9 protein-coding genes and 3 pseudogenes are annotated in these 16,517 nt (G+C 47.1%); 2 read left to right on the top strand and 10 right to left on the bottom strand.

Annotated elements, in window-relative coordinates; genetic code table 11:
• Positions 1-64 precede the first annotated feature (64 nt).
• Together JCM10512_RS24550 and JCM10512_RS24545 are read left to right on the top strand one after the other, a co-directional pair.
• Positions 65-1,105 (top strand): GxGYxYP domain-containing protein, encoded by a 1,041-nt coding sequence (locus JCM10512_RS24550; protein WP_081741231.1) that lies wholly within the window; start codon positions 65-67, stop codon positions 1,103-1,105.
• Positions 1,106-1,134: 29 nt separating this feature from the next.
• Complete coding sequence (locus tag JCM10512_RS24545) at positions 1,135-1,761, top strand: hypothetical protein (RefSeq protein ID WP_052517109.1); 627 nt, start codon at positions 1,135-1,137, stop codon at positions 1,759-1,761.
• A 529-nt stretch (positions 1,762-2,290) separates the two neighbouring features.
• Here JCM10512_RS24545 and JCM10512_RS05710 read toward each other — a convergent pair.
• From JCM10512_RS05710 to JCM10512_RS05665, 10 genes and pseudogenes are all read right to left on the bottom strand, one after another.
• Positions 2,291-4,515 (bottom strand): annotated as a pseudogene (locus JCM10512_RS05710) (glycoside hydrolase family 3 N-terminal domain-containing protein).
• A 312-nt stretch (positions 4,516-4,827) separates the two neighbouring features.
• Positions 4,828-6,036 (bottom strand): DUF1735 and LamG domain-containing protein, encoded by a 1,209-nt coding sequence (locus tag JCM10512_RS05705; protein WP_044161315.1) that lies wholly within the window; start codon positions 6,034-6,036, stop codon positions 4,828-4,830.
• A 12-nt stretch (positions 6,037-6,048) separates the two neighbouring features.
• Positions 6,049-7,050, bottom strand: a complete 1,002-nt coding sequence (locus JCM10512_RS05700; RefSeq protein WP_044161313.1) for a BT_3987 domain-containing protein — start codon at positions 7,048-7,050, stop codon at positions 6,049-6,051.
• 27 nt (positions 7,051-7,077) lie between these two features.
• The gene (locus JCM10512_RS05695; protein ID WP_044161310.1) at positions 7,078-8,073 is read right to left on the bottom strand and encodes a glycoside hydrolase family 18; all 996 of its coding nucleotides are present in this window, start codon (positions 8,071-8,073) and stop codon (positions 7,078-7,080) included.
• 31 nt (positions 8,074-8,104) lie between these two features.
• Positions 8,105-9,591, bottom strand: a pseudogene (locus JCM10512_RS05690) (SusD/RagB family nutrient-binding outer membrane lipoprotein).
• A 141-nt stretch (positions 9,592-9,732) separates the two neighbouring features.
• Positions 9,733-13,074 (bottom strand): annotated as a pseudogene (locus tag JCM10512_RS05685) (SusC/RagA family TonB-linked outer membrane protein).
• Between the two features lie 163 nt (positions 13,075-13,237).
• Positions 13,238-14,140, bottom strand: coding sequence for a FecR family protein (locus JCM10512_RS05680; protein WP_044161308.1), 903 nt, complete (start codon positions 14,138-14,140; stop codon positions 13,238-13,240).
• 78 nt (positions 14,141-14,218) lie between these two features.
• A complete protein-coding gene (locus JCM10512_RS05675; RefSeq protein WP_244436938.1) occupies positions 14,219-14,791 on the bottom strand; it encodes an RNA polymerase sigma-70 factor in 573 nt (190 codons plus the stop codon).
• 198 nt (positions 14,792-14,989) lie between these two features.
• The gene (dprA, locus tag JCM10512_RS05670) at positions 14,990-16,111 is read right to left on the bottom strand and encodes a DNA-processing protein DprA (RefSeq protein WP_081741230.1); all 1,122 of its coding nucleotides are present in this window, start codon (positions 16,109-16,111) and stop codon (positions 14,990-14,992) included.
• Positions 16,108-16,512, bottom strand: a complete 405-nt coding sequence (locus JCM10512_RS05665) for an acyl-CoA thioesterase (RefSeq protein ID WP_044161305.1) — start codon at positions 16,510-16,512, stop codon at positions 16,108-16,110. Before JCM10512_RS05665 ends, dprA begins: the two co-directional genes overlap by 4 nt.
• Positions 16,513-16,517: the final 5 nt, after the last annotated feature.

Below are 16,517 nucleotides of genomic sequence, written 5' to 3'. Positions count from 1 at the left end.
CTTTCAACAACTGACAGCTATTTCTCTTTTATATAGAGAAATAGCTGTTACAAACCTCTAAAACATGAGAGTCAAACTAATATTTTCATTCACTTGCCTATTGCTTTCCATGCTAAGTTACGCTTATGACGGGCGGCACGGATGGTTCGTACAAAAAGCCCCTAAACAAGTTATTATATGCAGCAAAGAAGGGCTTAGCCTAGCCGAGAACATGTTATTGGAATCGCTCTCCGGCCTATGCGGACAAGCCGTAAACGAGGGGATTTTTAACGAAATGGTTTGGATTGACTTTCCCAATGCCTCCTATCAGGAGATTCGTCGAAACTCTTTAAATAGTTTGCAGGTCACACGCCCGGTACGAATGAACGTATGGGAACTCCTCGCCTACTTAAAGAAGAAAAAGATAATCAAAGGATACATACTTTACCGAGCTGATAATTCCATCGGGGAGAGCTATTCTCAACGACAATATATAGATTATTCCTCCAATATAGCCACAGTATATGCCGGATTACTAAAGGGAGTATTGGTGGAAGAAAGTATGGAACAACGAGCTAAAGATAACGGACTGAGAAAACTCAAAGATGCACGTAACGAAACACCTGAAACCTGCTTCAGACAATGTAAGGAAAGGCTTAATCGTTCCTCTGCCCTGAGCATTGATCCGAAAGTAAGCAATTGCCGTGATATTGCCATTGCCCAAAAACTGATGCTATATTATGGAACCGGAAAGTTTTCCGAACAGATTCTGGAATGGGTTACTCCACTCTCACCAATCTTAGGCTGGAATTGTGGAGAAGAGGATCAGTATACAGGAGCTATCACCCGATGGGGGCATTACAACACCGCCTCCAACTGGTGTCAGAATCTTCCCGTCATCATGGCAGCTTCTGATCAGATAACTCCCCTGTCCATACATGAAAAGGCGATTGATGAAATAAACTGGAAAGATTCTTCAGCTTTTCATTCATTTGTTATCAGCGATGGGGACAATATGCAATGGACCATGGGCGATTTTCTCGACAACCCTCTGTATTATGGGAATAGAGACAGAAATAACTCTCCTGTCTCGTGGACATTGTGTCCCATCAACTATCCATTGTGAGTACTTCAACCTGGAACCGCTTCGTATCGATGAAACCAGACAATTCCAGTGTGATCGAATACGGAGGCGGATACCAATACCCCGATGAATTTGCCAAGAATCGTACCAATCGGGAAGAACTTCTTACGGAATTCGCACGTCGCATGAACTGGCATTTCAAGAAACTGAACATCAAAATATTTGGCTTCATCTGCAAGAATGTATTCAGTCCGGAAGCCAGGCAAGCCTATGAGATTTATGCACGGGAAATAGATGGGTTGACCGGCATGATTGCTATTCAGTACAATCCATACAATATGGGAGGCGACATGATATGGGTGAAAAATAAAGAGAATATCGATATCCCGGTAGTAACCGCTAAGTTCTCTATCTGGTCGGGGTTATTCAATGATCCGTTGTGCGGTGGCCCGGATTATGTGGCAGGTCTGATAAACCGGGATGCTGCCCAAGCTGCCAAGCAAAAAGAGAAAAGTAATCCATTATCATGGACAATCATACACGCATGGTCGGATTTTAGCAAGACTGCCAATTCTACAGACTTACCGATCAAAGGGTATAACGCAGGCAAGGTTTCTGATCGCTTGCTGTCACCTCAGGTGAAGAATGTGTCCTTGAATGAACTCCTATGGCGTATACGCGAACGACATGCAAAATGAACATGTATGAAATAGTAATCACTACCAGATTTGATTAATAAACAAATACGCATACAGAATCGTAGCACTTACATTAATGCCGTATGCAGCTCTCTATTCATATATTGTTGAAGATAGAGCGATTAAAGGCATGACAACAATGCTTCCATAAATTCCGCATTCTGCTGTGAATAAAGGGGCTTCGTCCATTTAAGTGTAAGCCTGTTTCCTTAAAGAGTTTATATCTTAGAATATCTGGAGGAGTTGAACACTTGTTTTAAGTAATCCTGAATACTCGTTTCAAGCTACTTAAGTAGTTGTGTGAGGCAACTTATATACTTGATCCAAGTTACTTGAGACCCTGCCTATCAATACCTGACATATAAGCTATTAATACTTGAAAAATGAGCAATAACAGGCCAATACCAAGTGATTTTAAAAGCATTTCTTATCCTATAATCATCTCTTGCGAACGTAACAATAATTTCAGCCCTACGAATGGATAGCTAACCAATATAAATTGATAAATTTCGTTTCACCAATACATTGATCAGAAGAGGTATCGATCGGCAATTTCAATATTACCTGTCAGTTGAATGCTATCGGAAGCCTTCCCGATAGTGACTTCAAAGGTACCGGGTTCTATTTCGTTGCGCATTTCCCGGTTGACGATTTTAAAGTCTTCAGCCGTCAGTATGAAAGAAACGGTTTGCTTTTCACCCTGCTTCAGGAAGAGGCGTTGAAACTTCTTCAGTTGCTTTAAAGGCTGAGACACCGAGGCGTATTCGTCCCGCAAATAGAGCTGCACCACCTCTTCCCCGTCACGTTCCTGTGTTTTGTACACAAAAAGAGACGGTAAAAGTGTGAGCATTTTGCTTTTCGATGCGCAGTTCGGAGTAGGCAAACTCGGTATAACTCAGCCCGTAACCGAAGGCGTATAGCGGTGTAGCGGACATCTCCACGTAGTCATGACACGGAGGAGCTTTCTTATTATAATACACCGGAAGTTGCCCGACAGACCGGGGAACGGAGACGGGTAAACGTCCCGCAGGATTGTAGTCGCCGAATAAGACATCCGCAATGGCATTGCCTCCTTCCTGCCCGGGGTAATAAGCCGTTAGTAGCGCATCTGCCTGTTCAGCAGCCCAGTTCTTGTCCAACGGACGGCCTTCGACATAAACGACAACCAACGGCTTGCCGGTCGCCTTCACAGCTTCCAGCAAGGTTTGCTGCCCACCAAGCAGGGAAAGCGTAGCCCGGTCGAATCCTTCGCCACTTTCCATATCGCTTAGGATTCCCTTGTCGGCAATCGCAGCGCCTGTCTCTTTATATTGCGTCTTGAAGTCGCGCGCGCTACTTCCACCGACCACGGCAATAACCACATCCGAACGTCGGGCAGCAGCAACGGCCTTTTCGATTTCCATCGCTGTGGTATCGCGAATGGCACAACCCTTGACGTACTCCACCTGCGAAGCGGGAAGTTTGGATCGAACTCCATCCCATACGGTTTTCACATTTCCAGCGGCCTGTGGAGCGGTATAGTCGCCCAATAGATTATAGCAGTTATCCGCATTCGGACCGATGACCGCGATGCGTTGCGTAGGGCTTTTACTTAATGGCAAGAGGCCGCCTTCGTTCTTCAGAAGTGTGATGGATGCCTGCGCCAACCTGCGTGCCAAGGCGATATGTTCCCGGCTTCGCACCTCTTTGGCGGCTACTTCCGGAACGGTATAAGGATGCTCGAACAATCCCATTGCAAACTTCATCCGCAACACACGGCAGACGGCTGTGTCGACAACTGCTTCCTGCAACCGATCTTCCCGGATGGCACGGATCAGATGGGTATACGCATCGCCGCCTAAGTCTACATCTACCCCGGCGGTAACAGCTTGCAGGGAGGCGTCTTCAAGGGAAGAGGCGACCGCATGGTTTTCGTGTATACCTTCGATGCTATATAGATCGGAGACGGTAAAGCCCCGGAATTTCCATTCGTTGCGCAAGAGTTGGTCCAACAGATACGAATTGGCAGTACAGGGAATACCGTCGATGGAATTGTAGGAGGTCATAACGGAGAGAGCACCCGCTTCGATTGCTTTCCGGAAAGGAGGAAGGAAGTTTTCGTGCAACTCCCGCATTCCCACCATAGCCTGATTGCCATTCTGTCCGCCTTCGGGAACGGCATAAGCGAGAAAGTGTTTCAACGTAGCAACAGTGCTGTATGCCTGAGAGAGGTCGCCACCGCCCAATCCTTCCACCATGGCCGCTCCCAAGACGCCGGTTAGCACGGGATCTTCGCCAAAGGTTTCTTCCACCCGAGACCAACGGGGGTCACGAGCAAGGTCGAGTACGGGACCGTAACTAATATGTCCGCCTTGCAGACGCATCTCTTTGCCAATAGCTTCCCCCGCCTCTTTCAGCAGTTCCGGCGACCAACTAGCTGCCATACCAATGCCTGTCGGGAATACGGTTGTACCGATTGCCATATGCCCGTGAGGTGCTTCTTCGGCCAGAAAAATCGGAATGCCCAGCCGTGTATGTTCCAGCATATAGCGCTGCAAAGCGTTTCCTGCCTTGGCAGCCAAAGCGGGATTTAGCCCGTTGGCCAGTGTCTTTTTAGTCCAAGGGTCGGCACGGTAGGTTGCCCAAAGCATACCGATAGGTCGCTCCGCAATCAGTTGTTTGAACTTCGGTGAGGGAACGACTTCCTCTCCCTGCCGTTCGTACATCTCCCACCCCAACGCAGAGTAGCTGACCGACTTTTTCCTCGGTTGTCATCCGTGAAAGCAGGTCTTGCACGCGTTCTTCCACCGGAAGTGCGGGATTCTTATAAAGTGGGCGCACCGGTTTTTGGGCAAGAGCCACACAACTCGTCAGGCCCAGCAGCGATAAGCTTATCAGTTTTTTAGTATTGAGTTTCATCATTCGAATATTTGGTAATAGCAAACATTTCTTCTCGCCCCGCATGAGATTTCCCGAAGGGCGTCCTGAGAAGGTATACAATGAAAAAGGTCCGTCTTGGCCTCATCAGAACCGGATAACGGCAAGGATGGTAAACCACGACGGACCTTTTCAAATCAAATAATCACATTAGAACGGACACTTTTGGTGGTCTACATATTGTATGGTTCCGGAAGGTACGGCATTGTATCCGTGCCCCGTCATATCGAGTACTGTACCATCTTCCTGTGTTTCACCGTCGAAGCGCCAATACGAGATCAGCCCTTTGCTTGTTGGGTCAACGTAGCAGATACCGTCTTCAAGTTCGGCAGGGGTACGAGCCACATTCCACACCCTGCACTCACTGACGTAACCGTCGAAGAAACGTGCATGACCGGCGGAACGGCCAATCGAGAATGTGTCTTCCCACGTATGTCCATCGTAGGCCATGCTCAGGTTGATGCTTCCCCCATTTCTGGTTTCCACAAAGTGAATCTGTTCGCCATCTAAGTAAAGGCGAAGGTACTGACCGTCGTAAACGGCTGCAAAGTGCAACCAATGGCCGGTGTCGAACTCTTTATCAACCCAAGATTCGTAGTGGTCTTTTTTGTCGGGATGAGAAGCCGCACCGATAGAGCCTTTCACAAATTGCAGTTTGTTGGTCGGGTTGCCCGCACCGTCACCGAAACGGAAGAGGAAGTTCTCCTCGCAGCCACATAAAGAGCTAATACCGTTGGCACTACTCGGCGTATTCGGGAAGGAGACCGGAAGAACTTTCATCTCCAGCGTCATCTGGCCGAGCGCTTTTACGGGACTGTCTGCTCCGCCGAATGACGGGATATCAAAACACCCTCTACGAGCTAAGTAAGCGGCCTTTACGTTGATCACTTTCGTAAGCATCACATAAGCGGTGCGCGCACTTTCCAACACTTTCAGGTCGCCTCCTTCTACCGAAGTGATCGACACCGGTAGGCAGTAGGAAACACCTTCTTTCAACATATCGGAATTGGCACTCACCTTGATTTGTGTCGATTGAGATTTACCCGCATCAATCACTACCTCCGATCCATCGATGGTGTAGCTACCTTCGGGCGGCAGCTGACTCTTACGACCGGTAGACGCGTTGAACGCATCAAGCTGATCAGGAGCCGGTTTCAGACTAATCTTAACATCGGTATCGGCCTTGGTGGTCGATGTGACCGTAAGTCCGATGCTCGACGGGCCATCCACCAGAAAGCGAACACTGGGTGAAGTCAACGTGCCTGTCATATAGAGTGCATCGCCAAAATCCGGCCCTTCTTTGCAGCCTGTCGTACAAAGCAGCAAAGCAAACAAAGATAATAATGTATATTTTTTCATATTCTTCCCGATTTATTTTGCATAAACATTAAAGATACCACCATACAGAGTTACCCGGCTACTACTTCCTTTCGGCTTAACCAACCGGACGTATTGAGCGGTAAGAGGTGCATAGAACACGCAGAACTTGGAAACACTGCCGGTGATCTGACCAGCCGACTGCCACGTTGTACCATCGTTGCTGGTGAAGATAGTCATACCACTCGCCAGACAGCCATACTCGTAGCTTCCCCAGCTATAGGAATATCCATAATAAAGGGAGATGGCATCGAATGTGTAGGGCTTACCCATATTGATATCCAATTTGATATCTTCGGTGGCACTGATATAGCAATACGACGACATATCACCGTCGAACATAGTTGACAGCGGTTGATAAGAGGTCGACACTGTACCATTGGTTGTTGCCGACCAGCCGGTTTGACTTGCTACCAACGTACCGGTGATATCGCTTTCAACCGCTTCGTGATTGACGTTATCTTCCGTAACGGTAACAACCAGATACGTAGTGGAAACGTTCGTACTCGGCTGAGAGGACCCACCCGTTGACGTGGTAAGGCGCAGCGGAATGAGGTATCCATTGGAACTTCTGAGAGTCGAAACAATGCTTTCATCTTGAGACATAGTCAGTCGAAGCGTATCCATGGTAGCCATGCTACCCACGGGGATGGTCATCGTAGCGTTCTCGATCACAAGCGCTGCTGCCGGTATCTCTTCATACTTGGTTTTATGCTGTTCATTGTAGGCAGCAATCATTGAATTGTCAATCTCTACCGTAGCCTGAATGTTTGCCGAAGCCTTTTGTGTACACTTCAGAGAGGTCTCGAACTTCAGGTTACTGATGCTACTGATCGGTGTTTGGACAATTTTATAGGTAGCCGACTTATCCGGCATATACACACGGTTGTATGGGTCGCCGGGGAAATCGTATGTTTCTTCATCGCTACAGGCAGCAAGGCTTGCGGTGCAAAGAGCCAGCATACCTATATAAAACAGGTTCTTTATATTTTTCATATCTATTCGTTTCATTAAAATAATTAATTAATGAATTGCCGGATTCTGAATCTGAATACACTCGCGAAAGCGCTTGTACGGACTCGGGTTATTGTCGTGCACATTGTAGTCACGATGGATAAAGAATGCGCCAAAACCACCCTTCTTACCCGTGGTGGGCTTGTAGCGGGCTTGTGAATACATCGTACTCATATCGCCTTGCCAGTTATCGCCCATGTTACAACAGTAGACAACCTTTTCACTGGGCCAACTACTGCTCGTACCACCTCCGTAGGCTTGCTTGAAGTAGTAATTGCAAATGGCATACAATTCCGACGAGGGGTCGCCCGGTGCATCCACACAAAGCATCTTGTCGGTATCGGTCACATCTTTGCCATATCGTTCCTGAATGAGTTGCAATCGTTCTTCTTTAGTGATATCCGGATTCGGTCCCATATACTTGGCCAGATACTTCATGAAATAGTTGAAATAGCTACCGCTCAGGAAGTCGCCTTCGGGTTCATAATCGGCATCGAATCCATCGAGGTCATTCTCGAACACCTGATCCAGAAAGTATTCGGCATACATCTCGATCGATTTGTTGATAGCCGCATTCTTTTCTTCGCCTGCCGGCATTTGGCGTGCCTCGTTATACGCCTGTTTAAACGCATGATCGTCTGTTTCGGCATCGATACGGGTAATGGCTACGGCAAACATCTTCGTTCCTTTTACTTTCTGCACGAAGCGTATTTCTTCCCAAATGGCTGTGTTCTCCTTGGCGGGTATTCCACCCCACATGGAGCAGATATCCAGGCTATCGGGAAGTCCCAAGAAACGTACGCCCAACGAGTTCTGTTGTCCGTATTGAGCAAACCATCCGAAAGAGATCGGGTGATCGCTCGCCTTATAGTCGCGTAGGTTTTGATAATATAATTCACTGTATGTATAAGGGTTCTGGATCGACTCCGATTCCTTATCGGTATCGCACGATGCCATCAGTCCCCCTATCGTTGCAAGAGCCAATAGATATTTAATTGTTTTCATAATCAGCTTATTTACTTATTAGACTTGTTTGTTATCTCCGGGTATCCCACCAGAGCCTGGTTCCGGCAATGTCTCCATTCCCACCCAGTAGGGATACGGCAGCCTGCGTATTCTGAGAGTTGTCGGAGTACTCGGTTGTCGGAAACTTCAAGCGGCTGATCAGTGCATTGCTCGCAACTTCCGTAGCATACTGATAAGAGTTAATTCTCACAAAGCCGGGATAGCCCGTACGCCGCATCTCACTCCACGCCTCTTGTCCGTCGGGATAAAGGGCGATCCATTTCTGAATCATGATGCGTTCTAGTTTCTTCTCCTCCGATACAGCCTCATCCCAGGCAATGGTCAGCTGAGAAACGAAACTGCTCACGTTCGTTCCCCGATTGGTAGTTGGGTCGGTATACGTGGTAAGGGGCAAGCTCACGGCGTCAGCAAGGTAGTTATCTACACCGGCAGCACCTTTCGAGGTGAAAGAGGTCCGAACAGCTTTCTCGTAGTAGCTCTTGACCGTTTCTGTCCCCAGATTCAACCGTAGCTTCGCTTCAGCAAGCAGGAAGTAGGCTTCGGACGCATCCATCCATTGCATATTGCTGTTCGTTTCGAAGTTCAGGCCGGAAGCGGCTTCTTTATAAGCGTCTTTCGAGATATTCGTCATACCGTTTCTTACGCCGTAATAGGCACCGCTCTTGGTTGCCGGACGGAAATACTTGGAGGTACGCGGATCTTTATAACCGTTCAGGTAGCAATCCATGGTAGCACCCATACGCATATCCTGAAAGCTTTCGCTCACTTCCCATATCGGATTGATGAATGTAAACGAGGTTGTCTGATGCAGGATCGCGGACTCACTGACAGTGGTTATCAGGCCATAGCTATGATTAATGGCAGCAGCAGCTTCTGTCTCGGCTTTGGCCCGGTCGACAAAAGAGATGCGCATAGCCAGACGCAGACGGAGCGTATTGGCAAACTTAATCCAGTTCTTTACGTTACCGCTATAGATATAATCGTATTGCTCCATATAGTTAGCCGAGTTTTTATCACTGTAGGCTACCAACGCCTCAATGGCGGTATCCAGTTCTTCGAAGATCGATAGTACACATCCTTCTGGCTGTCGTAAGGTACTTGAATCGAAGTACCAAATCTCGTATAAGGAATCGGTCCGTACATATCGGTAATACGACTCATACCCAACACTTTCACAACGGTAGCCATGGCGCGGGCCGGAGAACTTTCTTCGGTCACGTCGACAATCGATTTCCAAGGCTGCATGACATTGGTAAACGCGTCATTGAAAGGAGCGTTATACCAATCGCGATAGAGCGCATAATGGTCGTTGTGGTAGGTGGTGTAGCTAAACGTATTGATGTTGGCCATGTAGCTGGCGAAGATGTCTCCGGTAAGCATCTCTGTAATCTGATACCTACCGCCCAGTCCGACACCGTCCGCACCTTTACCGACAATAAACACACCTTTCTCCATTTGAGTGAAGTAAGCACCTGTGTTCAAATTGTCTTGTTCCATTTGATCGGGTGTCACCTCATTCGGATTGATGTTCCATTTTTCAAACTGACTGGTGCAGGAAGTGAAAAGTAAGCTTCCTGTCAGAATCGCACCGTTGACAAACTTTGTATATTTCAATAGTTGTTTCATCTCACAAGTTCTTTAGAAGTTAAGTTTAACAGAGAAACCCAAATTGCGCAGACTCGGCATCATGAAGTAGTCCATACCCGTGAAGTGAGTACCTGTACTGGCAGTCAATTCCGATCGTAGGGAGCCTTGCAATAAAGCATAAAGAGGTTGCGTCCGGTAAACGCCACATTCATCCCCCGAATCCAGGAACAACCTTGGTGACAGGTACGTCATAGCCGAAGGAGAGTTCCGCCAAGCGAACGTTCGTAGCGCTGTACACATACATGGAGCCCGCGCCTGTACCGATCGTTTGGTAATACTTCTGCGCAGCGGGAACGAGGTAGCCGTTAATCATTACACCGCCGGCATCCCGAGCATCGGCAGTAGCTTTCGATGTACCGTAAGCGTCCATCATGCTTGCGTCATGGAGACCCCTACACCGCCTATACGGGCATTGATGAGGAAGCCAAGCGTCAGTCCGTTCCAACTGAAGGAGTTACGCCATCCTAGGGTGTACTTAGCCTGCGAGTTGCCGGCATAAATCCAACCGTCTTTCTTATCACCGGCTTTATCGTCAACAGCTACTGTATTGTTCACATAATCCACATCGATGTAACCATGCTCATCGGTACGCAGTGCAGTCACATAAAGATCACCGATGGAACCGCCTTTGATCAAACGGGTCTTCACGTTGCCAATACCCCCAAGGTCGAACATATCTTGCCCTTCCACCGCTAAGCCACCACTCAAGGTAGTAGGTTCCAAAAGCTGTTTGATCTTGTTGCGATTGATGGTGTAGGTAAGCGTTGAGTTCCATTCGACAGGGCCGAGTGGCTGATTGAGCGATAGGCTTGCTTCAAGACCTTTGTTGTCTACCCGGCCACCATTGATGTAAACCGAAGAATATCCCGAAGAGCTGGGAAGCGAAGGATTAAACAGCTGATTGTAGGTCGATGTTTTATAAAGAGATACATTCAACATCAATTTGTCGCCCCATAAATGAGACTGCAGGCCAACCTCCCACGCTTTGGTGCGCTCGGGTTTGATATTGGTATTCGGATACGTAGTCGTTGTAGTCGGTGTACCCGATTGATACGGATAGGTCTGGTAGGCGATGTAACGCGTAGGTGCATTACCTACTTCACTATAAGATCCACGCAGCTTCAAGAATGTCAATACATCGTTCTTGATCGGTAGCAGGTCGGTCAGAATAGCCGATAAGCCGACCGAAGGATAGGCCACCGAATTATGATCCGTCCATGCCAAGGCAGATGCCCAGTCGATACGTCCGGTTACGTCGAGGTAGAGTTTGCTTTGCCAACCCAGTTGGGCGGTAGCGAAGAGCGACTGCGTTTGATCGTGATAGCCATCCTGATCGAATTCCGCATTCGCCTGATTGAGATTCTTCAGGGTAAAGCTGTTTGCTACCGAGTTCAGGTCACCCCCTACACTGTAGTATTGATAGTTCACATCCTGAATGCTGGTACCAACGGTACCGGTCAAAGAGAAATCGCCGAAGTATTTGTCGATATTCAGCATCACGTCACCATAGAGTTGACGGGTAGACGCATCGGCTTTGAAGTAAGCACCGTTTTTCTGAGCGAAAATGGCATCTGTAGAGGCGGAATATTTCTTCTCATTGATAGCCGAGGTATAATCCATCTTGGCACGTGCACCGAGGGTAATGCCCTTAGCTATTTGATAGTTTAGGCCACCGCTAACCAGAAAGCGATTTTTATGATTGATGAAGTTATCGCGGTTGGTAATCCAGTAAGGATTTTGCATACCGATACCCATATTTCCCCACGGCCAGTATTGTGTTTTGAATCCACGGCTCTCATCGTACATTTCGAACAACTGATAGGTCTCAAGGCTATAGCTTGGTGACATCAGGTAGGTGGAAACAATGGGGTTGAAGTATTGTCCCTGAGAGATCATATTCTGTTCGCGCACATTCATGTAACTGGCACTGAGGTCGAGTTGCATCTTATCATTCAGCATACTGGTCGTGTTGCGAATGGTAAAGTTGTAACGATCGAGTGTATTGTTTTGTACGAGGCCTTCGGCATTGGTGGCAGCCATGGAGAGGAAGGTTTGGTTCTTTTCGGTACCGTTGCTAATGGTCAGCGAGTTTGTTTCGTTCCATCCGGTCTGGAAGAAATCCATCGGATCGTAGGTACTTGGCTGAGCCAGCTTCTGTCCCCAGCTCTGAAGCATACCGTTAGACGCTCCATAGGTGTTCTGGAATTCCGGGGTGACAAACGGACTATAGAATGAGGTACTGTTGGCGTAGTTGACGCGCAACTTATCTTTCGATCCTTTTTTGGTAGTAATCATGATTACCCCATTGGCAGCATCGCTACCGTAGAGGGCGGAAGCGGCGGCACCGCTAAGTATGGACATGTTTTCAATGTCTTCGGGGTTGACCATGGAAGCACCGTCACCGGACTGTCCCATACCGGTGTAGAAGTCGTTAGGTTGGGTGGTTTCCAACGAAGGCATGGGAATACCGTCGATCACATAGAGCGCGTTGTTGTTCCCGGAGATGGACTTGGCACCACGCATCACAACCTTGGCTCCACCCCCAATACCGGACGAGCTGGCATTGATTGCAACACCGGCTACTTTACCGGAGAGGCTGTTCACGAAGTTGGCATCTTTCACACCTATAATCTCACTGGCGGAGAGTGCCTGTACATTGTAGGAGAGGGCTTTCGCTTCTTTCCGAATACCGAGGGCGGTAACCACTACTTCATCAAGCACTTCGGTGTCTTCATGCAATGTAATATCCAATTTGGATTGGCCGTCAAACACAACATTCTGTGTCTGATAGCCCACGTAGGAGATGGTTAGTACTTCGCCTATGTGAATATTATCCAAACGGAAATCACCGTCTATAGCCGTAATGGTTCCCTGACCGTTTTTAGGAACAACGGATGCACCGATAACCGGGCCCGTTGCGTCACTAATAACTCCGGTAACAGCGTATGCCTTACCTTTACTTTCGGTGGCCTTCTTAACAAACAGCACAATTCGTTGCCCGGATATCTGGTAATCAATAGGCAGATTCTTCAAAAGCAAATTCACAACTTCGTTGATATTAGAAGAGGTTATTTGTATTGACACTTTCCGGTTCGAATTGATGTCGTTGTTATAAAAGAATTTAAATGTGCTTTGCTTCTCAATACTGGTAATCACCTTTGAGATAGGAGCATCTTTAAAATCAAGTTTAATGTTTTGCTTGCTGGTCTGTGCAATGGCAAAACTGGAAATCAAGAGTAACAATATTGTCGTATAAATGCTCTTTTGGAACTTGTATTCCAAAGGGAAACAATATTTCTGACAAAAATCTTGATACTTTCTTAAATTTGTCATACATTTATAAATTAGAAATTAAGGATGATGGCATTCGCGTGCCATTGTTTTCACAAAGTCTTGTAAGAAGCGGGAAAGTATTGGTCGTATTTTCTCGCTTTTTCATGTTTATTCGTAGTACTACACCATAGGCTATCCGTTTTAAATATTTTACAATAGTTTATTATCTCATTATTATGTTCTTTCCATTCCGCTCATACTTAAACGGCGTACTGATCTTCATGGTCTCCAAAATGGACTCTAACGACTCGTTTGTTTCGAACTCTCCGGTAAAAGATTTATGAATCAACGCATCGTTCATGATGATGAACTTGACATTGAACTGACGCTCCAAGCGTTGGCAGATATCCAACAAAGGCGTATCGGACAACACCCAAACGTTCTCGGTCCAACGGATTTCACGTTCGGCATCAGACAGGTCGGTCAACAACATTTCACCGTTTTCGGCATTATACGTAAGTTGCTGGTTGGGTTTCATCAGGAGGTGATCTTTCTCATTGCTTACGTCGATAGAACCTTCCAGCAAGGTGGCCGTAATTTGAGGAAACATCGAATTGGCGTTAACGGTGAACTTGGTTCCCAATACTTCTATCTTCAATGCTCCGGCACGTACAATGAAGGGATGCCGCTTATCGTGGGCTACATCAAAGTAGGCCTCTCCGTCAAGAAAGACTTCTCGCTGACTACCCGAAAAGTTATCGGGATAGATGAGCTTGGAACGGTTGTTTAGTTTGATAACAGTCCCGTCGGGAAGCGGTATATGCTGCACATTGCCGGTATTATTGCTTGCCACGATAAAAGAAGGCTCGGTCTCAGAGACCGTTGTATACAATAAACTCCCTATCGCCAGAAGCAGGGCAGCGGTAGCGGCTACCAACCCAATCCGGTACTGACGGATGCGACGAAGGAATATCTCTGCGGAATGGTCATTTGTTGTAAGTCGCCCCATGAGCCGGGAGAAGGAATTCTCTGCCGAATGGTGGTCATCAGGAGTGGGGGACTGAACTTTGATACGTTCAATCAGTGCATCTATTTGGCTGTTTTTTTCTTGTTCTTCAGTATTCATGTGGATCGTTTTCTATATACTTTATACTATATAGAAAACTCAAAGGGGCAAAGTACTAAAGGGAGAATGAACTTTTTTTTATTTTTTTTCGAGGAAAGGCTCAATTGCCTGTTTTATTTTGGCTTTGGCAAGTAGTGTTTGCCGTTGTACGGTACAAAGTTGTACGCCTAACGCATCCGCAATTTCTTGTTGGCTCATCTCATCTTCCCTCGACATTTTAAAGACCATACGACAACGTTCGGGTAAGGCATTGACTGCTTGTTGCACCGCATCGCTCAATTCTTTGTATGCTAGTTCGTCCAGGGGAGAATCGGGCGCAATCGTTACTTGCATCTCTATTTCCGGAAGGTCACTCCGTTTGGACACATAGCCGCTTTTCAATACATTGAGACAGCCGTAGCGCACGGCTTGGTAAATATAAGCTTGGAAATTGGGGATGCCGGTAAGTGTGGTTCTGTCTTTCCATATATTGAAGAAAACATCTGCCACAACATCTTCTGCGCCTGTTTCGGAACGTAAAAACAACATGGCAAACTGAAAAAGACGATCATAATAATGCATGTACAACGTACGAAAAGCCCGGGAATCTCCCTTAGCTACTTCTTTGAGTGTTTGCCACTCATTTTCTATACGTCGTTTACTATTCATCATTTTTATATTGAGAAGACAGGATGTTTTTCGGTCGCAAAGAAACAGACTTTATTTATTTTTTCCTAAGCTTTCTTAGTAATTTTTCGCTAGCCTACAACATCGCTTCTCCTCTTTTCAGGAAAAAGAGAAGGCACACAATCGGCTTCCCACCGAGTTTAAATGAGCTATTGGGAATGCCTGAAAAGAGGTGAGATTTGGTTAGGGCAACAGCTGATATACCCCACCTACCAATACACGGATAATTCCTTTCATCTCCAATTCAAAAAGAATGCCACTCATGCGTTGCACCGAGATATCGGCTTCTACAACCAGGCTATTGATTTGCAAGTCGCCTTGCTTCTCCAAGATGGAAACGACCTTTTGTTCTTCTTCGGACAGATCGGGGAAAAAGCCGCGCTGTACATGTGCAGCTTTCGACGGAGGGACGCTGTTCCATCCCATGGCAGATACAAATTCTTCCGCAGAAAGGAGAAGCGAAGCTTTATTATCGCGGAGCAATCGGTTACATCCCGCAGAGTACTCGTCATTGATCCGCCCGGGAAAAGCAAAGCAATCGCGATGATAACCTTCGGTAAGTTCGGCGGTAATAAGTGAACCGCCTTTTGCAGCAGATTCAACCACGATGGTGGCGTCACACATGCCGGCAACAATGCGATTACGGCTGACAAAGTTATAACGATCGGGGGCTGTTCCGGTCAGGAATTCGGTAAGCAAACCTCCATTCGTTAACATATCAACAGCCGTTTTCCGATGTACGGACGGATATATCCGGTCTAAACCGTGAGCCAGTACGGCAACGGTGGACAATCCGTTGGCCAATGCTCCGCGATGGGCATGGATATCGACCCCATACGCCAAACCGCTGACCACAAGCACATCGGGACAAAGTACTTTCAAATCGCGCAGAAAGGAGGCACAAGCCTGTTCACCATACCCCGTAATATGCCGGGTACCTACCAGATTGATAACACGCAATGCGTTTAAATCGGTATTTCCTTTGAAGAAAAGAACAATAGGTGCATCCTCGCACTCACGTAAACGGAAGGGATAATCTGCATCATTCAGGGTCAAGCAACGGATGCGATTCTTCTGAATGAAAAGAAGTTCTTGCTCGGCACGTGTAAGGGCTTGCGGATCGTCCAGCGCCTCTATGATTCGCGAACTGACTTCCGGCAAAGAGTCAGGCAATGATTTCCGGTGACGAAAGACGTCAACAGCACTTCCCATACCATCGACCAACCGTTTGGCACTAATATGCCCAACGCCATGAATCATCGTCAGGGCGATGCTATAGAGTTGTTCTTCTTCGTCGGCAATCATTCGAGGTACGGAGCAAATACGTTGTCAAACAATTCGCTGTTACTCAACCGTCCGTTTACCACACATACCGTCTCTACAGTGGCTTTTACGACTACTTTATCATCACTCTTACGGAAAATATCCTGATAGAAGACATACTTGATGCCTTCTTTTCTCAAATAGAGTTTGGACACAAATTCATCTCCACTTTTCAATGGAGTTTTGAAAGCCATATTGATACGCGCCACTACAGGATCCACCCCTTGTTCATGAAGACCGGCAAAGCTCAGCCCTGTCATTGTCAGGAACTCATGCCTTGTATGCTCCAGGTAATGCTGATAATTGGCATTGTTCACAATACCTTGCAGGTCGCACTCATAATCGCGCACTTTCATCTCTAATTCATAGACATATTGAGCCATGGGGT

It is taken from the genome of Bacteroides reticulotermitis JCM 10512, assembly GCF_000517545.1.
Lineage (GTDB): Bacteria > Bacteroidota > Bacteroidia > Bacteroidales > Bacteroidaceae > Bacteroides > Bacteroides reticulotermitis.
This window is presented reverse-complemented; position numbering and strand designations above follow the sequence as displayed.